General features: G+C 61.9%; 16 protein-coding genes and 2 pseudogenes. 10 read left to right on the top strand and 8 right to left on the bottom strand.

Translation table 11 applies throughout. The annotated features are described in order from the left end of the window. Positions 1–51: 51 nt before the first annotated feature. Positions 52–147 (bottom strand): annotated as a pseudogene (locus MHH62_RS05110) (fructose-bisphosphate aldolase); the annotation flags it as partial. Positions 148–229: 82 nt separating this feature from the next. Continuing rightward, positions 230–1,645, bottom strand: coding sequence for a cytosine permease (locus MHH62_RS05105; RefSeq protein WP_339232598.1), 1,416 nt, complete (start codon positions 1,643–1,645; stop codon positions 230–232). A gap of 250 nt (positions 1,646–1,895) precedes the next feature. On the opposite strand from MHH62_RS05105, the gene MHH62_RS05100 reads away from it, so the two are divergent. Further along, positions 1,896–2,807 (top strand): LysR substrate-binding domain-containing protein, encoded by a 912-nt coding sequence (locus MHH62_RS05100; RefSeq protein ID WP_014718151.1) that lies wholly within the window; start codon positions 1,896–1,898, stop codon positions 2,805–2,807. Between the two features lie 213 nt (positions 2,808–3,020). Here MHH62_RS05100 and argE read toward each other — a convergent pair whose 3' ends face one another. The 4 genes from argE to MHH62_RS05080 are packed head-to-tail and all read right to left on the bottom strand — an operon-like array spanning position 3,021 to position 6,617. Next, complete coding sequence (gene argE, locus MHH62_RS05095; protein WP_014718152.1) at positions 3,021–4,166, bottom strand: acetylornithine deacetylase; 1,146 nt, start codon at positions 4,164–4,166, stop codon at positions 3,021–3,023. Then, entirely contained in the window at positions 4,163–4,840 is a 678-nt protein-coding gene (locus MHH62_RS05090; RefSeq protein ID WP_339232597.1) for a DUF1028 domain-containing protein, read from the bottom strand. Before MHH62_RS05090 ends, argE begins: the two co-directional genes overlap by 4 nt. Positions 4,841–4,851: 11 nt before the next feature. Beyond that, positions 4,852–5,262: a RidA family protein gene (locus MHH62_RS05085; protein WP_014718154.1), complete on the bottom strand. Its 411-nt coding sequence runs from the start codon at positions 5,260–5,262 to the stop codon at positions 4,852–4,854. 23 nt (positions 5,263–5,285) lie between these two features. Then, the gene (locus MHH62_RS05080) at positions 5,286–6,617 is read right to left on the bottom strand and encodes an NAD(P)/FAD-dependent oxidoreductase (protein WP_161981182.1); all 1,332 of its coding nucleotides are present in this window, start codon (positions 6,615–6,617) and stop codon (positions 5,286–5,288) included. A gap of 178 nt (positions 6,618–6,795) precedes the next feature. Here MHH62_RS05080 and MHH62_RS05075 point away from each other — a divergent pair, with 178 nt between their 5' ends. The 4 genes from MHH62_RS05075 (at position 6,796) to MHH62_RS05060 (ending at position 10,947) form a co-directional block, all read left to right on the top strand. Continuing rightward, positions 6,796–7,386, top strand: coding sequence for an antibiotic biosynthesis monooxygenase (locus tag MHH62_RS05075; RefSeq protein WP_060767285.1), 591 nt, complete (start codon positions 6,796–6,798; stop codon positions 7,384–7,386). Further along, positions 7,383–9,221 (top strand): amidohydrolase, encoded by a 1,839-nt coding sequence (locus MHH62_RS05070; protein WP_014718157.1) that lies wholly within the window; start codon positions 7,383–7,385, stop codon positions 9,219–9,221. Before MHH62_RS05075 ends, MHH62_RS05070 begins: the two co-directional genes overlap by 4 nt. 29 nt (positions 9,222–9,250) lie before the next feature. Beyond that, on the top strand, positions 9,251–9,868 hold the full coding sequence (gene ycaC, locus MHH62_RS05065; protein ID WP_003191905.1) for an isochorismate family cysteine hydrolase YcaC: 618 nt from the start codon (positions 9,251–9,253) through the stop codon (positions 9,866–9,868). 197 nt (positions 9,869–10,065) lie between these two features. Further along, on the top strand, positions 10,066–10,947 hold the full coding sequence (locus MHH62_RS05060; RefSeq protein ID WP_020301880.1) for a LysR family transcriptional regulator: 882 nt from the start codon (positions 10,066–10,068) through the stop codon (positions 10,945–10,947). On the opposite strand, the gene MHH62_RS05055 is transcribed toward MHH62_RS05060, so the two are convergent. Together MHH62_RS05055 and MHH62_RS05050 are read right to left on the bottom strand one after the other, a co-directional pair. Beyond that, a complete protein-coding gene (locus MHH62_RS05055) occupies positions 10,934–11,971 on the bottom strand; it encodes an AraC family transcriptional regulator ligand-binding domain-containing protein (RefSeq protein WP_339232594.1) in 1,038 nt (345 codons plus the stop codon). The two genes, MHH62_RS05060 and MHH62_RS05055, sit on opposite strands and share 14 nt — an antisense overlap. Position 11,972: 1 nt before the next feature. Next, positions 11,973–12,886 (bottom strand): annotated as a pseudogene (locus MHH62_RS05050) (GGDEF domain-containing protein). Positions 12,887–13,706: 820 nt separating this feature from the next. Between MHH62_RS05050 and MHH62_RS05045 the strand changes: the two are divergent. From MHH62_RS05045 to MHH62_RS05025, 5 genes are read left to right on the top strand one after another with little or no spacing between them, the layout of a single operon-like run. After that, positions 13,707–16,217, top strand: a complete 2,511-nt coding sequence (locus tag MHH62_RS05045) for a TonB-dependent receptor (protein ID WP_038449890.1) — start codon at positions 13,707–13,709, stop codon at positions 16,215–16,217. Positions 16,218–16,252: 35 nt separating this feature from the next. After that, on the top strand, positions 16,253–18,118 hold the full coding sequence (locus MHH62_RS05040) for a phytase (protein WP_336827528.1): 1,866 nt from the start codon (positions 16,253–16,255) through the stop codon (positions 18,116–18,118). A gap of 47 nt (positions 18,119–18,165) precedes the next feature. Continuing rightward, positions 18,166–18,858, top strand: coding sequence for a protein TolQ (gene tolQ / locus MHH62_RS05035; protein WP_014718164.1), 693 nt, complete (start codon positions 18,166–18,168; stop codon positions 18,856–18,858). Positions 18,859–18,873: 15 nt separating this feature from the next. Further along, positions 18,874–19,320, top strand: coding sequence for a protein TolR (tolR, locus tag MHH62_RS05030; RefSeq protein ID WP_020302089.1), 447 nt, complete (start codon positions 18,874–18,876; stop codon positions 19,318–19,320). Then, on the top strand, positions 19,317–20,072 hold the full coding sequence (locus MHH62_RS05025) for an energy transducer TonB (protein WP_020302090.1): 756 nt from the start codon (positions 19,317–19,319) through the stop codon (positions 20,070–20,072). The genes tolR and MHH62_RS05025 overlap by 4 nt, the downstream gene beginning before the upstream one ends. Positions 20,073–20,248 lie beyond the last annotated feature (176 nt).

The raw sequence follows: 20,248 nt of genomic DNA, 5'->3' as shown, positions 1-20,248 counted from the left end.
ATTGAGTTTCGCAAAAACCAGAAAACCCGCCGAGGCGGGTTTTCTCACAACTTACTGCACAGCAGGCGAATCAAGGCCATGTTTTTCAATCACCGTAAACACATCCGCCACATCCTGGACCATGATCCGGGCGGTATTGGCAACTGTGCGCGGGTTCGCATACCAGGAAGAATCACCCCCGGCAGACCCGAAGGTCTCCCACGCACAGCCGCCATACCGACAGGATGCATCAAACCCCACCCACCAACTTCCCACTGTCCATCCGGCGCTTATACGCACTGTCCCGACTCGCCAACCAGAAGTACAACGGCGACGTCACCACCAACCCCACCACCCACGACAAGTCCGCGCCGTTGATGTGCTGCGAAATCGGCCCCACGTACAGCGGCGTGTTCATGAACGGAATCTGCACCACGATCCCCACCGCATAGGCCAGCAGCGCCTGGGGGTTGTACTTGCCGTAGATGCCGCCATCCACGCGGAAGATCGAGGCGATGTCGTATTGGCCTTTGTGAATGGCATAGAAGTCGATCAGGTTGATCGCCGTCCAAGGCACCAGCACCACCAGTAGCACCAGCACCATGTCAACGAAGTGGCCGATGAAGTCTTGGGAGGCAAACACCGCCGCAATCGAACAGGCGGCCAGCACGATGATGGAGATCACCGCACGGCTTTTCGCGGTCGGGATCCAGCGGTAGGCGAAGGTCTGTACCAGGGTGATGATCGACAGCACCGCGCCGTACAGGTTGAGGGCGTTGTGGCTGATCACGCTGAGCAGGAACAGCACCAGCATCAACGGGCCGATGGCGCCGGTGGCGAGTTTGACGGCGTCCATGGTGTCCATGCCTACCGGCGTGGCGAGCACTGCCACGGCGCCGAAGATGAACGCCAGGCTCGACCCCAGCGCCGAGCCCAGGTAGGTGGTCCAGAAGGTGGCGGCTACCGGCACGTCGGCGGGCAGGTAGCGGGAGTAGTCCGACACGTAGGGCGCAAACGCGATTTGCCACAGTGCAGCCAGGGAAACAGTGGCCAGCCAACCGGAGACGTTGAAGCTGCCACGGGTGAGGAAATCGGTGGTCTGCACATGGGTGAAGATGTAGCCAAAGCCCAGCACGATGCCTGCGCCGAGGACCCAGGTACCGATGCGGTTGAGTACGTGGATGAAGCGGTAGCCGATGATGCCGATGATCCCGGAACCGATGGCGCCGATAACGATGCCCACCGGCACCGGCACGGCGTCCACCACACCATGCAGGGATTTACCGGCCAGCACGATGTTGGAGGCGAAGAAGCCGATGTACATCACCCCGGCAATCACCACCACCAGCAATGCGCCGAGGGAGCCGAACTGTGCACGACTCTGGATCATCTGCGGGATACCCATTTGCGGGCCCTGGGCCGAGTGCAATGCCATCAACACACCGCCGACCAAATGGCCGACAAGGATGGCGACAATGCCCCACACCAGGTTGAGGTGGAACAGTTGCACACCCAGTGCGCCAGTGACGATCGGCAACGGCGCGATGTTGCCGCCGAACCACAGGGTGAACAGGTCTCTTACCTTTCCATGGCGATCTTCCGGGGGCACGTATCCAATCGTGTGTTTTTCGATGAGCGGGGCGGAGGATGTTGCAGTGGTAACCATGACGAGCTCCAAGGCAAGGTGAGTACGTGGGCGTACTTCGCTGTGCGGCGCATGGGCACCGCTTTGTTGTTGGAGTGATCATCTGCAATGGGCGCAGGCAGGTAAATTAGTAAGTTTGTTGCTATAGACCTTAAAAAAAGTATCTCGTGAGGTTTTTTGCTCCGGTATGTTGCATGCACGTCAATGGCTTGAAAAACCGGTGTTTCTGCGCACTTGTTTGGGGCAAAAAAACACGTTTAGGGAGGTGCCGATGGCAGCCTATAACCTGCGTCAGCTCAGATATTTTGTGACCACGGCCGAATGCGGCAGCGTTGCCGAGGCGTCGCGCAAGCTGTATATCGCCCAGCCGTCGGTTTCCACGGCGATCAAGCAACTGGAAGACAGCTTTGGCGTGCAACTGTTTATCCGCCATCACGCCCAGGGCGTTTCCCTCACGCCCAGCGGCGCGCGCTTTTATCGCAAGGCGTTGGAGCTGTTGCGGGTAGCCCATGAGTTCGAACAGAACGCCCTGGCCGATAACGATGTGGTGGCCGGGCAGATTGACATCGGTTGTTTTGAAACCGTGGCACCGTTGTACTTGCCACGCTTGATCGCCGGTTTCAAGGCGCGCTGGCCGGGCGTGGAGATCCGTATCCGCGATGGCGAGCAGCAGGAGCTGGTGCAGGCGCTGACGGCGGGCAGTATCGACGTGGCGATGCTGTTTGAGCACGACCTGGGCAGCACCATCGAGACCACGCCGCTGATGCCGCCGCAACAGCCCTATGCGTTGCTGCCGGCCGACCACCGCTTTGCCCAACAGGCCAAGGTGTCCCTGGCCGACCTGGTGCTGGAGCCGATGATTTTGCTGGACGTGTTGCCCAGCCGTACCTACTTCGTGAGCATCTTCGAAGAGCGCGGGCTGACCCCGAATATTGTATTTAGCTCGCCCTCCATCGAAATGGTGCGGGGCATGGTGGGGCGGGGGTTCGGGTTCTCGATCCTGGTGACCAAACCGTTCAGCGAGTACACCTATGATGGGCAGAAAGTGGTGTGCATTCCCTTGGTGGAAACGGTCACGGGGTCGGGGTTGTCCGCCGTCTGGCTACGCCGCGCACCCTTGACCAAACCGGTGCAGTTGTTTGTCGACTACTGCCGCGAAGAGTTGGCGCGACTACTGGGCTGAACACCAAACCCCAATGCCGATCAGTTAAGCGAACACAGTGCTCAACGCAACTAAGATCAAAGGTGGGAGCTGGCTTGCCTGCGAAAGCGGTCGTGCAGTAACCGATGCAGTGATTGACACACCGCCTTCGCGGGCAAGCCCGCTCCCACAGGGATTTGCGCTTAACTGATCGGCATTGGGGCTGGCCCCTCCCACATAGGTGGTGCGATGTCTTCAGGTGCTGATAAAGCCTAGCAACCGCTGCAACATCGCATCGCAGCCATCGAGCTGCTCCAGGCTCACAAACTCATCGGGCTTATGCCCTTGGTCCATGCTGCCTGGCCCGCATACCACGGTGGGAATACCCACCGCATCGAACAGCCCGCCCTCGGTACCAAACGCTACGGTGCCGAATGCCTGCGAGTCGCAAAACGTCGCAATCAATTGCGCCGCCTGGCTGCGCTCATCCGTGACCAGCCCTGGGTAGGCCGACAACTCGGTGAACCGAATCGAACTCTGCTTGCTGACCGCCTGCATGCGCGGCAACACCTGCTGCCGCGCGTAGGCCTGTAGCTCTTCAGCTACTTCGCCCGGGTCCATGGAGGGCAGGGCGCGCACCTCAAAGTCAAAGCGGCAGTCGGCTGGCACGATATTCAAGGCCTTGCCGCCGTTGATCATGCCGGTCTGTACCGTGCTGAACGGCGGGTCAAAACGTGGGTCCTGACGCGCGCGTAGCCGTTGGCCAATGCGCCCCAGTTCACCGATCAACTCGGCGGCGTGTTCAATCGCATTCACACCCGAGGGCGCATAGGCCGAGTGGCACGCCTGGCCCTGAACATCGCAGCGCATCGCCAACTTCCCCTTGTGGCCCAGTACCGGCTTGAGCTCGGTCGGCTCGCCGATGATGCACAACATCGGCTTGACCGGACGCTGTTCAAGAACGGCGAGCAGCGAGCGCACGCCCAGGCAGCCGACTTCCTCATCGTAGGACAGGGCGATGTGCACCGGCAGGCGCAATGGCGCCTTGACCAGCGCTGGCACCAACGCCAGCACGCAGGCGATATACCCCTTCATGTCGGCGGTGCCGCGCCCGAACAGCTTGCCGTCGCGCTCGGTCAGCGTGAACGGCGGCAGGCTCCAGGGTTGCCCATCCACCGGCACCACGTCGGTATGCCCCGACAGCACGATACCTGGCAGTTCCACCGGGCCGATGCTGGCAAACAGGTTGGCCTTGCTGCGTTGCGCGTTGTAGACCAGCTCGCTGGTGACGCCAAGCCCGGCCAGGTAATCGCGCACATACTCGATCAATTGCAGGTTGGACTCGCGGCTGGTGGTGTCGAAGCCCACCAGGGTTTCCAGCAGGTCGCGGCTGCGGCTCATCGGTCGTCTCCGGCCACACCGTAGCCGGGGGAGCGGTCGGGGGCGAGGGCGCGATCGATATAGTCCTGCACCTGTGGGCGGTAGGCATCCCAGAGTTTTTGCAATTCGCCAATCGGCGCCTCGTCGGCCCAATCCACGCGCAAGTTGATAATCGGCCAAGTCAACTCGCCCACCACCACCAGCGCGGCGGAGTGCACCGGGCCGGCTTCGCCACCGGCGGCGATGGCGGCATGCATCGCGGCCAGTAGACGGTCTGCGAGCTGGCCTTCGCCCTGTTCGAAGGCCGTGACCATCGCGGTGATCACTCCAGGGGCGGCGAGCATATTGCCCGCCGCCACGCATTGCTCGCCCGATACCGCGTGATGGGTACCCAGGGTCTGACTGCCGCTGAAATGCACGCTGCGGCCCAGATGGTCAATCGCCGTCAGTTGCCGGTACTGGCTGTAGCCGTTGCGGGTGAGCGCTTTATCGACGGCGTCGGCGGGAGCCAGGCCCTGTTCCAGCCCGTCGAGGACGTCAGGGCCGAGGGCCGGCAAGGTGATGTTCTGGGTCGACACGGCGCCCACACCGGGCCGCAGCCACGGGCAGCGGGCGCCCACGGCGATGCTCGATGAGCTGATGGCAATGCCCAGTTGGCCGGTCTCTGCACAACGGCCGACGATAGAAAAGGTCATGGCTAGCCTCCTTACTCTGGGATAACCGCGATCACATCAATTTCCATCAGCCACTGCGGCTGGCCCAGGGCCGAAACCACCAGCCCGGTGGAAATCGGGAACACGCCCTTGAGCCACTTGCCGACTTCCTGGTACACCGGCTCGCGATAGCGTGGGTCGATCAAATAGGTGGTGGTCTTCACGATATGGCTGAGGTCGCTGCCGGCTTCTTCCAGCAGTTGCTTGACGTTCTTCATCGCCTGCTCGGCCTGGGCCCGTGGGTCGCCGAGGCCGACCAGGTTGCCGTCGAAATCAGTGCCCACCTGGCCGCGTACGTACACGGTGTTGCCGGCGCGCACGGCCTGGCATAGGTCGTTGTCCAGGCTCTGGTTGGGATAGGTTTCTTTGGTGTTGAACATGCGAATGCGAGTGTGAGTAGGCATCAAAAAACTCCTGGGAAAAATGATCAGGCGCTGACAGGGGACTGGCGGGCAACCGGGGCGGCTTCGCGGTACTCAAGGTACTGACGCTGGATGGCGATATGGTCGGCCACGTATTTGGCGTCGTGCCACACGCCCCAGATAAACGACGAGCCACGCCGCGATTGCCATGGCAACCCAAGGAAGTAGATGCCCGCTTCGCTGGAGACACCGCGCTGGTGTTGCGGCTTGCCAGCGGCGTCGAAGGCGTCTACCTGCAACCAGCTGTAGTCCACGGCAAATCCGGTGGCCCAGATGATCGAAGTGATGCCAGCCTCCGCCAGGTCCAGTGTCAGGATCGGCTGCTTGATGCATTCAGCGTCGGGGAACACGCGACGTGCCTCGGGCTCCAGGGGCAGGTCGAGGCCGTTGCGCTCGATATAGGCGTCGGCCGCATCCAGCAAGGCCAGGTAGTTTTCATCACCGCGCGCCAGGTTCTCCACCAGGTTGGGTTGGAACGTTGCCACCGTGCCGTCGAAGGCGTGAGTCAGGCCGACCAGGGTCATGCCTTGCTGGGCCAGCTCGCGAAAGTCGATGGTCTTGCCGCCGTGGGCGCCACTCACGGCAATGGTGACGTGCTCGCGGCCGGGTTTCATCGCCGCCTGGTCCCACTCGCCCAATACGCCCAACCACCAGCAGAAGTCGCGGTTGCGATAGGCGCGAGGAGGGCGGTCATGGGCGCCGACCGACAGGTACACCTGGCGACCGGAACGCTGCAATTCATCGGCAATTTGCACCCCGGACGAGCCGGCGCCCACCACCAGCACAGCGCCGGCTGGCAGTTGCCCAGGGTTGCGATAGTCGGCGGAGTGGATCTGGTGCAGCGCGGTGTCTTTAGGCGCGATAGCGGGAATCACAGGCTTTTGAAAGGGCCCGGTGGCGGCTACCACGCGGTTGGCTTCGATCACGCCTTCGCTGGTGTGCACGGTAAAGCCGGGGCGCCCCTCGTTGCGTACTACTGAGGTGACGTCCACGCCGGTGCGGATCGGCGCGTTGAATTTACGGGCATAGGCTTCGAAGTAATCGGCGACGCGCTCTTTGGGTGCGAACCCATCGGCGGGGACGTCATCGAAATGCAGGCCGGGGAAGCGGTCATGCCAGGCCGGGCCGTTGGCGACCAATGAGTCCCAGCGGCCGGTGCGCCAGCGCTCGGCAATACGGCTGCGTTCCAGCACCAGGTGCGGCACGCCTTGCTTGCTCAAATGCTCGCTCATGGCCACGCCAGCTTGACCTGCGCCAACCACCAGCGTGTCTATTTTTGTTATCGCTACAGTCATGTCTCTATCCTTGCGTAATGCAGTTGGATTCAGCTCGGGCATGACGTCAAGTTAGGCGGCGGGGGGGGATTAATAAAATATTATTAAGTTGGGAAGTGAGCATAAATATCGGATGCAGAGCCGGCGAATGCCTGCCAGACAGCACATACATGCAATTCCCCACACCTGCCAACCGGCCACACTCTCCCCATCGCTCAATGCTCCGGGGAAACACCCAGCCATGGAATCAACCGCCAACACCCGCCCCGACGAAGTCGTCACCCTGGTCGTCAAGCACCGGGTCAAACCCGGCTTTGAAGTCGAGTACGAAGCCTGGCTGCGCCGCATCGTGCGCATCGCGGGCGAACGCCCTGGGCACCTTGGCGTTGACGTGGTGCGCAGCCAGCAAAACGGCATGGCGCTGTTCACTTGCGTGCTGCGCTATAGCTCCACCAACGCCCTTGAGCTGTGGCTCGGCTCCCCGCAACGCCAGGCCCTGATCGACGAAGCCGCGCCCATGCTGGCGGATGGCGACCAGACGGAAATCGGCGCGGCCAATGAATTCTGGTTCACGCCCCAGGCCGATGGCGGTGCCAAGCCGCCGCGCTGGAAGCAGGCGGTGGTCAGCCTGTTTGTGATCCTGCCGCAAACCCTGCTGCTGCCGTTTATCTGGGGGCCGATCCTGCGGTTGCACCCGTTTTTGTCCAACTACGTGGTCTCCACCTTCCTGGTCACCCTGACCATCGTGTTGCTGGTGGTGTACCTGCTGATGCCGGCGGCCACCCGCCTGTTCGCTCCCTGGCTTGAAGCCTCTGTAAAGGAAACCCTATGAACGCCGATCTGATTCTGTTCAATGGCCAGTTCCACACCGTGGACCGGGAAAACCCACGCGCCACCGCCGTGGCCATCCACCAAGGGCGCTTTGTCGCCGTCGGTACCGACGGCGAAGCCATGGCCCTGCGCGGCAGCGGCACCCAGGTCATCGACCTCAAGGGCCGCACCGTGATTCCCGGCCTCAACGACTCGCACTTGCACCTGATTCGTGGCGGGTTGAACTACAACCTTGAACTGCGCTGGGAAGGCGTGCCGTCCCTGGCCGATGCCTTGCGCATGCTCAAAGACCAGGCCGACCGCACGCCCACGCCGCAATGGGTACGCGTGGTGGGCGGTTGGAACGAATTCCAGTTCGCCGAAAAGCGCATGCCCACCCTGGAAGAACTCAACCAGGCCGCCCCGGACACCCCGGTGTTCGTGCTGCACTTGTACGACCGCGCCTTGCTCAACCGCGCAGCCCTGCGGGTGGCGGGCTACACCAAGGACACGCCGAACCCGCCGGGCGGTGAGATCGTGCGCGACAGCAACGGCAACCCCACCGGCATGCTGGTGGCGCGGCCCAACGCGATGATCTTGTACTCGACCTTGGCCAAAGGCCCGAAACTGCCTTTGGAATATCAGGTCAACTCCACCCGCCAGTTCATGCGGGAACTCAATCGCCTGGGCCTGACCAGCGCCATCGATGCCGGCGGCGGCTTCCAGAACTACCCCGATGACTATGCGGTGATCGAGCAACTGGCCAAGGATCAACAGTTGACGGTGCGCATCGCCTACAACCTGTTCACCCAGAAGCCCAAGGAAGAGCTCAGCGACTTCAAGCACTGGACCGGCAGCGTCACCCTGCACCAGGGCGATGACTACCTGCGCCATAACGGTGCCGGCGAGATGCTGGTGTTCTCGGCGGCGGATTTCGAAGACTTCCTCGAACCCCGCCCTGACCTGCCGCTGACCATGGAACAGGAGCTGGAACCGGTGGTACGCCACCTGGTGGAACAGCGCTGGCCGTTCCGTCTGCACGCCACTTACGACGAGTCCATCTCGCGCATGCTCGACGTGTTCGAGAAGGTCAACCGCGATATTCCGTTCAATGGCTTGCCGTGGTTCTTCGACCACGCCGAAACCATCACCCCGAAAAACATCGAACGCGTGCGTGCCCTCGGTGGCGGTATTGCGATTCAGGATCGCATGGCGTTCCAGGGCGAATACTTCGTCGAGCGCTACGGCGCCAAGGCCGCCGAAGCCACGCCGCCGATCAAGCGCATGCTGGCCGAAGGCGTGCCGGTAGGGGCGGGCACCGATGCCACCCGCGTGTCGAGCTACAACCCCTGGACCTCGCTGTACTGGATGGTCAGCGGCCGCACCGTCGGTGGCCTGGAGCTGCACGCCGAGGGCTTGCCGCGCCTTACCGCATTGGAGCTGTTCACCCACGGCAGCGCCTGGTTCTCGTCCGAGCAGGGCAAGAAAGGCCAGATCAAGGTCGGTCAATTGGCGGATGTCGCCGCGTTGTCGGCGGACTTTTTCAGTGTCGAGGAAGAGGCTATCAAGTGGATCGAGTCGGTGCTGACAGTGGTCGGCGGCAAGGTCGTGTACGGCGCTGGCGACTTCGAAGATTTCGCCCCGCCACGGGTACCGGTGCTGCCGGACTGGTCGCCGGTGGTCAAGGTGCCGGGGCACTGGCGCCCCACGTCGCCGATGCAGGCCCAGGTTCACCAGTGCAGCGGCCCCTGTGGCGTGCATGCCCATAGCCATGAAAAAGCGCGCCTTTCCAGCGTGCCGGTCAGCGACTTCCAGGGTTTCTGGGGTGCGTTCGGCTGCTCCTGCTTTGCCTTTTGAAGAACACCCCATCCCTAAAGGAGTTACCCATGACTTACAAGCGCTTGAACAAAGACGATGCTGTTGTTTTGTTGGTTGATCACCAGACCGGCCTGATCTCCCTGGTGCAGGATTTCTCCCCCAACGAGTTCAAGAACAACGTGCTGGCCCTGGCCGACGTGGCGAAGTTCTTCAACCTGCCGACCATCCTGACCACCAGCTTTGAAAGCGGCCCCAACGGCCCATTGGTGCCTGAGCTCAAAGAACTGTTCCCCGACGCGCCGTACATTCCGCGCCCTGGCCAGATCAACGCGTGGGACAACGAAGATTTCGTCAAGGCCGTCAAGGCCACCGGCCGCAAGCAAATCATCATTGCCGGTGTGGTGACCGACGTGTGCGTGGCGTTCCCGACCCTGTGTGCCCTTGACGAAGGCTTTGAGGTCTTCGTGGTCACCGACGCTTCCGGCACCTTCAACGAAACCGTGCAACAAGCCGCCTGGGCGCGTATGACCGCCGCCGGTGCACAACTGGTCAACTGGTTCTCGGTGGCTTGCGAGCTGCAAGTGGACTGGCGCAACGACATGGAAGGCCTGGCCAACCTGCTCTCGCCGCGCATTCCCAACTACCGCAACCTGATGAACAGCTACTCGGCGTTCGCTGCCAAGTAACCTGGTCGGTAAAACACCGCAAAACCCTGTGGGAGCTGGCTTGCCTGCGATAGCGGTGCATCAGTCAACAGCATTGCTGGCTGATACACCGCTATCGCAGGCAAGCCAGCTCCCACATTTGATTGTGTTCACATTTTGGTTTGTGGTGTGACCACTGACAGGCTATAAAACAGCCCATCGTCCCCTGAGAAGCGACAATGAACCCCTTCGAAGACATGCGCCTGTTCTGCCAGGTCATGGAATCCGGCAGTTTCACCGCCGCCGCCGAGCAATTGGGCTTGTCCAAGCAATTCGTCAGCCGCCGCCTGATCCAACTGGAAGACCGCCTGGGCGTGCGCTTGCTTAACCGCTCCACACGGCGCCTGGACGTCACGCCGCTGGGCCAGAGTTACTACGAGTCGGCCTTGCGCCTGCTCGGTGAGGTGGAACAAGTGGAGCAGGGCATCGCTGGCCAGAACAGCGAGCCCCGAGGCACCATTCGCCTCAGTGCACCCTTGTCGTTCGCCATGGCGCACCTGGGTTGCCTGTTGCCGTTGTTTCTGCGTCAGCATCCGCAGGTCTGCGTTGAAGTTGACCTGAGCGACCGCCCGGTGGACTTGATCGGCGAAGGCTACGACCTGGTGCTACGCATCGGCACGCTGGAAGATTCCACCCTGATCGCCCGACGGATCGCCGCTATCGAGCGGGTGTATTGCGCCAGCCCCGACTACCTGGCGTTGCGGGGTACGCCTTCGAAACCCGAGGACTTAACCACGCACGACTGCCTGCCCTACGGCCACGGCCGCCAGGTGCAATGGCGCTTCAAAGGCAAGGTGCAAGCCTTGAGCGTCAGTGGGCGCATGCGCGTCAATAACGGTGACCTGCTGCGCGATACCGCGATAGCCGGTCTGGGCGTTACCTATCTACCGACGTTCATCGTCAGCGACGCCTTGAAGGACGGTCGCTTGGTCAAGGTATTGGAAGACTTCGCCCCAGAGGCCTTGACCCTGTCGGCGGTGTACCCGCAGCACCGACAGAGTTCACGCCCGGTGCAAGCGCTGGTGGAGTTCCTGCGCGAACGCCTCGCTAGCGGCTGCTGAACAGTTGGCGGATCAGGTTGGGCGTGCTGCCCGTCCACCGCTTGAACGAACGCCGAAAATTCGCCGCATCGTTGAAGTTCAGGTACGCCGCGACTTCCTCGTTACTCAAGCCCTTGGCCAGGTACAGGTGCAACGCCACATGCTTGCGCACCCGGTCGACCTGTTGCTGAAAACCGGTGTCGTGCCGTTGCAACTTGCGCTTTAGCGTGGCCGGGCTCATGGCGAAAATGTGCGCGGCCTGTTCCAGGCTGGGTGGTTGGCGCACATGTTCGCGCAGGTAGGCATAGAGGCAGTCCAGAAAACTTGTGGCAAAGCCCAGTTGCTCGATTTGTTCAAGGGCTTGCTGGCGCGCGACCTGGCCCGCCGTGGCCGAAGCGCCCGGCCAGTTGTGGGTGAGGTATTCACGGGGGATGCACATCATATCCAGCGGGCGTTCGAAGCGCGTGTGCTCGCCCAGATGCACCCAGTATTGCTCGACATACCGAGGTTCGGCATGGTTGAAACTGCACACCCATGGCAAGCGCTCGCCGCTGAGCCATTGGCTCATGGCAACCAGCGAGGTCATGCTGGCTTCGAGCAGAAAGCGCCAGTGTTCGCCGGCGCCGCAACTGTCCAACCAATACAGGTAAGCGTGGTGCTCATCCAGTTCCAGTTGCAGCGTAGCCAGCGGGCTGAGCAGCACTTGTTGCTGGATCAGGATGTCCAGGGCCTGATGAAGGTTCTGTGCATGCCCCAGCGCATGGCTGGCGGCGCCGTAGTAGCCGGGCAGCAGGCGTTGGCCAAACAGGAAACTGCTGTCATCGGCGTCCAGTAGTTTGCGGCTGTTGCCGATCAAGCCCAGAAACTGTTGCGGGCTCAACCGCGCGTTGCCGGCCAGGATGTCTTCGTGGAACAGGCCGGTGCCCCGCAGCAGGCGATGGCTGTCGATGTCCCGGGACAAGCCCAGGTCGATCAACGTGGCGGGTTGATAGTGACCGGGGATGAAGCGGCTGTCGTTTTCATACCAGCTGGTTTTCACGGCCATTTCAGGCGCTTTTCGCAAGGGGTTGCTTGGCCCGGGCCAGGCTTATATTCAGCCGTTTGAGCAGCTCGTGGGGTGACTCTTGCAAGGCCATTACCACCGCCGTGGTCGCCGCCAGTTGCAGGCGTTCGCCCTGTTGCCGGGTCTTGTGGGCCAGGCTCTGCACCGCGTGTTGCAACTCCAGCGCCAGGCCCTGGGCCTGACGCTCGCCGGTATTGGGCAGCAGCACCACGAAACGATCGCCCGCCAGGCGGCACAACAGGTCTTGGCGGCGCAGGTTGAGCAGCAGCACGTGGCTGACCGCCTGTAGCACCGCATCGCCCTCGGCATGCCCGTAGACCTGGTTGATGGTGGCGAAGTTATCCAGGTCCAGGGCGAGCAACGACAGTGGTTGTTGCTGCGCTTGGCTGTCGCGCAGGCTGTCGATGAGTTGGCGCTTGAGGTAGTCGGCGCCGGCCAGGGGCGTGAGTTTGTCGAATAGCCGGTGCTCGCGAAACAACCGCTCGCGTTTTTCCATTTGCGCGCTGATCGCCAGTTGTTCGTGGTGCCAGTGATAAATGCCAATCGTCAGCAGGATCATGCCCACCGGCATTGGCCCTGACTCCAGCCAGTGATCCCAGGACACGCTATCAGGCAGGCGGATGAATTCGTCGAGGCTGTCGATCCACCAGGAAAAAAGATGCACGACAGCCCCAGGGCCAGGTATTGGGTGACCCGTCCGGCGGGGCGGCTTTTCAACACCAGGCCCAGCCAGATCAGCGCGAGCAGCGCCGAACCGCCTTCGCCGATGATATCCAGCCATACCCATTCGCTGACGCTCTTGAGCTCGCCGCAGGCCAGGTGCAGGAGCAGCCCGAGGTTGGCGGCGATCAGGAGCAACGCGAGTTTCCAGCGGTGGGGTTTGAGCACGGAAAACATGGCCACGGGTCCTTGGGCAAATGAGTAATGGGCGCCAGCACAGCAGATGGATGTGACGGTTGGATGACGGGCGGGGAGGGTCGAATCAGCTCATGCCCTTGGCCTATTTTTTAGCTGGACATAGAGCCCATGTGGGAGCTGGCTTGCCTGCGAAGACGGCCTGGCAGCCGGCCTCTATCTATCTGACGGTCAGCGTTCCAAATGTGGGAGCTGGCTTGCCTGCGATGGCGACCTGACAGGCGACACTGTTTATACCGAGTACATATCCATTCCTGCGGTAACGGCCACTTAGGGTTCCGCTTTTACAGCGGCTCACTTTTGAAAAGCGCAAAAGTAAGCAAAACGCTCTTGCCCCACCACTCGGCACCTCGCTTAGGCTCGGTGTGCCCGTAATCCGCCAGTGATTTGGGGGGCCGCCGCCACGCGCCATCCATGGCGCGGGGCGGCTAAACCGGCATCCCTGCCGGTTTACCCCCCAAATCCCTGTCGAATTCCGGCCAGCGTGGTTTACGGGGCGTCTGAGATCAAAAGCAGATCAAGAGCAAGATCAAGATCAAGAGCGGCTCGCTTCGCATCGTGGTTACTTGGGCGGCACATTTGACTTCTCTGTCGATTGAACCGCCGCCTTCGCAGGCAAGCCAGCTCCCACAGGTTGAGTGAGGTCATTTCAGCTCATTTGTACCCTCCAGAAGCCTGTAAACCCCGCTTTGACAGGCTCTGCCCGCAACCCTGTCACAGAACCGTCACGCCTCATCCCTAGCTTGCCCTCCCAGTTGCCAGGCCCTTTGCCTGGCGCCAACGGATTCTTGGGGAGGGTTTCATGTACAAGCGCACCGGGCTCGTCAGCTTTACGCTTACCGCCTTGGCTCTGGCGATAGCCTGCGAGCGGCTCAACGCCGCCGAAGCGGCCACCGAGCATGTCGATGTGGTCGGCCAAGCCGCTGCGATCGACAGCGCCCTCAAGGAGCAGCGCTCTTCCGACAGTATCAAGAGCGTGGTGCATGCCGACGGCGTCGCCCAGTTGCCGGATGAGAATGTTGCCGAGGCGGTGCAGCGCTTGCCGGGCATCAGCGTTGAACGTGACCAGGGCGAAGGCCGCTTTGTCAGCGTGCGCGGCCTGGGCCCGGACCTCAACAGCGTGACCATCAACGGCACCCTGGTGCCATCCCCCGAGAGCGAACGCCGCGCCGTGGCCCTCGATGTTCTGCCCTCGGAATTGGTGCAGTCGCTGTCGGTGATCAAGACGCTCACACCGGACATGGACGCCAACTCCCTCGGCGGCACTGTCGATGTGAAGAGCCTCTCGGCGTTCGACCACAAGGGCCTGTTCTACACCGGCAGCACCGAGGCCAGTTATGACAAGAACACGCACCAGACCAGCCCGAAATTCTCTGGCGCCGCCAGTAACCGGTTCAGCCTCGGCGACGGTATCGACAACTTTGGCGTGGCCGCGGCGCTCAGTTGGCAGAAGCGTGATTTCGGCTCGGACAACGTCGAAACTGGCGGCGCCTGGGACTTCACCAACGGCGCCCGGCTCAACGAATTCGAGCAGCGCGACTACGACATCAGCCGTGAACGCGCCGGTGGTGGCCTTAACTTCGATTACAAGCCCGATGACCTGAGCAGCTACTACCTGCGCACCCTCTACAGCCGCTACAAGGACACCGAAACCCGCAACGCCGCCAGCCTCGAGTTCGCTGACCCGCAAGCGCCCGGTGAATTGGGCGAAGCCGAGGGCAAACGCAAGCTCAAGAACCGCGAGGAAACCCAGCAAATCCAGTCCTACGTATTGGGCGGTGAACGCCTGCTCGGCCTGTGGACCTTGAGCGGCCAGGCCGGTTACAGCCGTTCCAGCGAAGACAGCCCGGGGCATATTGCCGGTGCGACCTTCGATGGCGGTGATTTTGCCCACAGCGGCTTTTACGACAAGGCCAAGCCGCGGCCCATCGTTGGTAGCGGTTTCTACGACCCTGCCAATTTCAGCCTCGACAAAGTCGACTGGGAAAAGCAGCACACCCAGGACACCGAGAAAAACCTGCGCCTGGACCTGGCGCGCGACTACGACCTGCGCGGTTACGCATCCCAGTTCAAGTTCGGCGGCAAGGTGAGCCGACGCCACAAGGACAATGACCTGGAGGCCTGGGTCTACAAGGACCTGGATGAACAGGGCTTGAGCGATGAACAACTCAACCTCACGCAGTTCCAGAAGGGCAGCGTCGACTACCGTCTCGGCCGCTTTGGCCCAGGCATCAGCGCGAGCAATATCCGCCAGTTGATCGGCGGCCTCAATCGCGATGACTTCTATGACCCCACCGAATCCACGGTCAACGACTTCACCATCCGCGAAGACATCAACGCCGGCTACCTGATGAACACCGTCGATATTGACGACTGGCGCTTCATTGCCGGCATGCGTTACGAGGGCACTGAATTCGAAGCCAAGGGCACCGGCGCCACGGACGGCCAGTTCAGCGCCACCGAGACCAAGCGCCGTTATCACCATTGGCTGCCGGGCTTGCATGCGCGCTACCAGATTGACAAGAACACCCAAGTGCGCGCCGCCTGGACCAAATCGGTGGTGCGTCCGACCTTTGGCCAACTGGCCCCAGGTTTTGTGATCGACGATGACGAAGCCACCTTCGGCAACCCGGACCTCAAGCCTCTGGAGTCGAGCAACCTGGACCTGGGCATCGAACATTTCATGGGCCGTGCCGGTACCGTGTCGGCATTCGTGTTCTACAAAGACATCCAGAACTTCGTCTACAACACCGATGTCGCCGGTACCGGGGCCTGGGCCAACTTCGCCGAGGCGCACACCTTTGCCAACGGCGACAGCGCCAAACTCTATGGCCTGGAGTTGGCCTACTCACAGAAGTTCGACTGGCTGCCTGCGCCGTGGAACGGCTTGATGATCGGCGCCAACAGCACCTTCAGCCGTTCCAGCGCGGACATCGAGGGCTTCGACAGTGCCAGCGGGCGCAATCGCAAGCGCAACATCAGCCTGCCCAACCAATCGGACACGGTCGGCAACCTGATGCTCGGTTGGGAAGACGACACCCTCAGCCTGCGTCTCTCGGCCAATTACAAATCGGCCTACCTGTACGAGTTGGCGTCGATCAACGACAAGGCCCATGACCTGCACGTCGACGCGCAAACCTTCGTTGATTTCAGCGCGCGCTACTCGCTGACCAAGAACCTGCAGGTCAGCTTCGAGGCACAGAACCTCACCGATGAGTCGTACTTCGTCTACACCGGCCACCGCAGCTACAACGGCCAGTACGAAGAGTACGGCCCCACCTACAAGCTGGGCCTGACATTCACCCATTTCTAACGATAACGCGTGCATCCTGAAGGATTTGTCTGTTCATGAGAATTTCCAAGCTGTGCCTGCTGGTCGTACTGGTTAGCAGCGCCAATGCGTTCGCCACTGACCTACCGTTGACCCCGTGGGCACCGAGCCTGAACGCCCAAGCCGTTGCCTTCCTGCCCGGCGGCACCCAGCGCGTAGCGGCCAGTGCCCGCGACGGCCTGCTGCTGCTCGACGATAACGGCGTCGAACTGGCCCGCTTCAAAGGCCGTTTCAGCAGCCTCGACATACGCACTGGCGGCACTCAATCGCTGATCGCCAGCCTCGACAACGACCGCCAGCAGGCCTTGCTGATCGGCCTCGATGGCGCCGGCAAAACCTGGGGTACGCCGCTGTACCTGCCGCCCCGCGACTTTGCGGTAAACAGCCTGTGCCTCTATCGCGATGCGGCGGCCAACCTGTTTGTGTTTCTGGTCGGTGAAGAGGGCAAGGGCGAACAGTGGCTGGTGGGCAATGGTGCGACCCTGTTGGCCCAGGCGCAGCGTGTTCGCAGCCTGCCACTGCCTCCATCGGCGCAATACTGCCAAGTGGACGATGCGACCGAGCGATTGGTGGTGAATGAGCAAAACGTCGGCTGGTGGGCCTACCCGGCGCACCCGGAAGCCGAGGTGAAGCGCACGCCCGTGGCGCTGTTCGACGATCCCCAGCGCGAAGCCGGCGTCATGGCGCTGGTGCCGGGCGGGATGCTCGCGCTGGACCCGAAAACCGCGCAATTGCACCTGTTCCAGCAAGTCGGGGAACGTTGGGTTGAGCAACCCAGCCTGGCCTTGCCGGGCCTCAAGGAACCGGAGCAGTTGGTAATACAGGGCCGGCAGGTGCTGGTGCGGGACGACAACAGCGGCCAGCTCTATCAGGGCCGTCTCGACTGGCAAGCCACGCCGGTGCCGGTTGCGCCGATACTTGCCCAAGTCGCTGCACTGCGCCAGACCGAACCCGTGGGTCGCCAGGGCGACGCGGCGGATGACCCGGCCATCTGGATTCACCCGGAAACACCGGCCAAAAGCCGTGTGCTGGGGACCAACAAGAAACAGGGCCTGCTGGCCTACGATCTCGACGGCAAGCTGCTGCAGGAACTGGCAGTGGGGCGCCTGAACAATGTCGACCTACGCCCAGGCTTCAAACTGGGTACGCACACCGTCGACCTGGCCGTGGCGAGTAACCGCGACCGCAACAGCCTGAGCCTGTTCAGCATCGACCGTCAGAGCGGCGAGCTGCGTGAAGCCGGTGAGGTCTCCACGCCACTCAAGGACATCTACGGCATCTGCCTGTACCAGCCCGCCAGCGGTGAACTCTACGCATTTGCCAATGACAAGGATGGCACCTTCCTGCAATACCGCCTGAGTGCACCGGCTGGCCGTGTGCAGGGCGAGTTGGTGCGTCAGTTCAAGGTCGACAGCCAACCCGAGGGCTGTGTGGCCGATGACCAGCGCCAACGCTTGTTTATCGGTGAGGAAGATGTCGGCGTGTGGGCGATGGATGCCCGTGCCGACCAACCGGCCATGCTCACTTCGGTGATCAATGTCGGCGCGCAACTGCACGCGGATGTCGAAGGCCTGGCGCTGTATCAAAGCCCCGCACGGGATTACCTGGTGATCTCCAGCCAAGGCAATGACAGCTACCTGGTGCTGGACGCCGAGCCGCCATTCGCTGTGCGCGGCGCCTTGCGCGTTGGCCTCAATGCGGCCGCCGGCATTGATGGCGCCTCGGAAACCGATGGCCTGGAGGTCACTGCCGTCAACCTCGGCGGGCCATGGAGCCAGGGCATGCTGGTGGTGCAGGACGGGCGCAAGCGCATGCCCGAGCAAGCCCAGAACTTCAAGTTCGTGCCCTGGGCCGAGGTGAGCCGTGCGTTGAAATTACCCTGAGCTGTCATCATGCAGTCATCCGTTTTTAATCGAATAGGAGCTTCACCATGCACGCGACGATGGAACATATGACGATCTGGAGCTTGATCAGCGACGCCAGCCTGTTGGTCAAGGCTGTGATGGTCACTTTGCTGCTGGCGTCCTTGCTCAGCTGGTACCTGATCATTCAGCGCAGCAGTGTGCTGCGTGGTCTGGAACGCCAGCTTGACGGCTTCCTGGCGCGCTTTCGCGTGGCGTCGGACCTGCAACCCTTGTATCGCGAAACCGTGCAGGCGGGCGAGGGCGGTGTGGCGCCGATCTTTATTGCCGGCATGCAGGAATACCAGCACTTGCACCACCACGATCCGGCAGTGCTCGAGGGTGTGGAGCGCGCCTTGCAGGTAGCGATCACCGAGCAGGAGCTGGAGCTGGAAAAGGGCTTGCAGTTTCTGGCCACGGTGGGGTCAGTCAGCCCCTACATCGGCCTGTTCGGGACCGTGTGGGGCATCATGAATTCGTTCCTCGGCTTGTCCCAGGTGCAACAGGCCACCCTATCGACCGTGGCACCGGGTATTGCAGAAGCCTTGATTGCCACGGCCATTGGCCTGTTTGCGGCGATTCCGGCAGTGGTCGCCTATAACCGCTTTGCGGCACGCAGCCAGACCTTGCTCACGCGCTACTACGCTTTTGGCAATGAGCTGCAAGTGCACCTGCACCGCACACTGCGCGGTACCTCGAACAACCTGGCCGTGGCCGCCTGAACAAGGAGCAAAGCGATGTTGATCAGGCCGCAACGCAAGCACGGGCCCAAGGCCGAGATGAATGTGGTGCCCTACATCGACGTGATGCTGGTGCTGCTGGTGATTTTCATGGTCACCGCGCCCATGCTCACCCAGGGCGTGAAGATCGAACTGCCCAAGGTCGCCGCCGAGGCACTGGCCACCGATACGCGCCAGCAGATCCTGACGTTATCGGTGAAGGCGGACGGTGGCTACTACTGGAACCTGGGGGGCGAACTGGAGACCCGCCAGCAGACCGACAGCGCGGTGACCCTGGAAGAAATGAGCGCCAAGGTCATGCAGGTGGTGGCGGCGCGCAGCGATACCCAGGTGTATATCCGCGCTGATGACAATGCCGGTTATGGCCGTGTGGTGGCGGCCATGGCGGTGCTGCAGAAGGGCGGCATCAGCAATCTTGGGCTGGTGACAGAGGCCCCACAATGACGGTGATGATCATGCACAGTCCGGCACTGGCCTTGGCGCCTGACAGCGATGGTTTCTGGCGTAAAAGCCTGGCAGCGAGCCTGGCCGTGGCGCTGCATGGTGCGGTGGCAGTGGCGTTGATGCTGGGCTGGTCAACGGAGCGACCGGGGGTGCCAGCGCCACGGGTGATGCACACGCAGTGGGTGGTTTTACCCGCGCCGGCGCCTGCTCCGACACCTGAACCCGTCGCTGCCGCACTGCCAGAACCTGTTGCCATCCCGGTACCAACCAAACCGACGGTCGATCCGCAGGCCCAGGCGCAAAAGCTCGAGAAAGCCGCGCTGGCGCGCAAGCGGGTGGAAGAAAAGAAACTCGAGCAACAACAGCAGCGCATGGCGACCGAGCAGCGCAATCAGGCGTTGGAACAGCAGCGTCTGAGTCAGGCGCGTGCCGCTTCGGAAAAAGCCCGAGCCGCCGTGCCTGTGCCTACCCCTGCATTCGACAGCCGCCAGTACCAACCCTTGAGCAAGGCCGCCCCCGACTACCCCGAACGCGCCTTAGACAAGAACATCGAAGGCGACTGTTCGGTGGAGTACACCGTCAACACCCAGGGCCACGTGGAAAACCCCAAGGTGCTGGACGGCTGTCACCCGTTGTTCATTCGGCCCTCATTGGCGGCGGCCAATACTTTTCGCTACCAGCCGAGAATCGTCGATGGCAAGGCTGTTGCCGTACCGGCAGTGCGCAACACCTTCCACTACCGCATCAAATGAGCTTCTCCAGCCACCTCCCCAAAACCTGTGGGAGCTGGCCTGCCTGCGATAGCGGTGGCTCAGTTGAATATTCAGTGACTGACACACCGCCTTCGCGGGCAAGCCCGCTTCCACAGGGGATCTGTGCCAGGCGCTGATTTTGTGGGCAATGCATGACTAGTGTGGGAGCTGGCTTG

This window comes from Pseudomonas sp. FSL L8-0168 (assembly GCF_037976155.1).
Classification (GTDB): Bacteria; Pseudomonadota; Gammaproteobacteria; order Pseudomonadales; family Pseudomonadaceae; genus Aquipseudomonas; species Aquipseudomonas paracarnis.
This window is presented reverse-complemented; position numbering and strand designations above follow the sequence as displayed.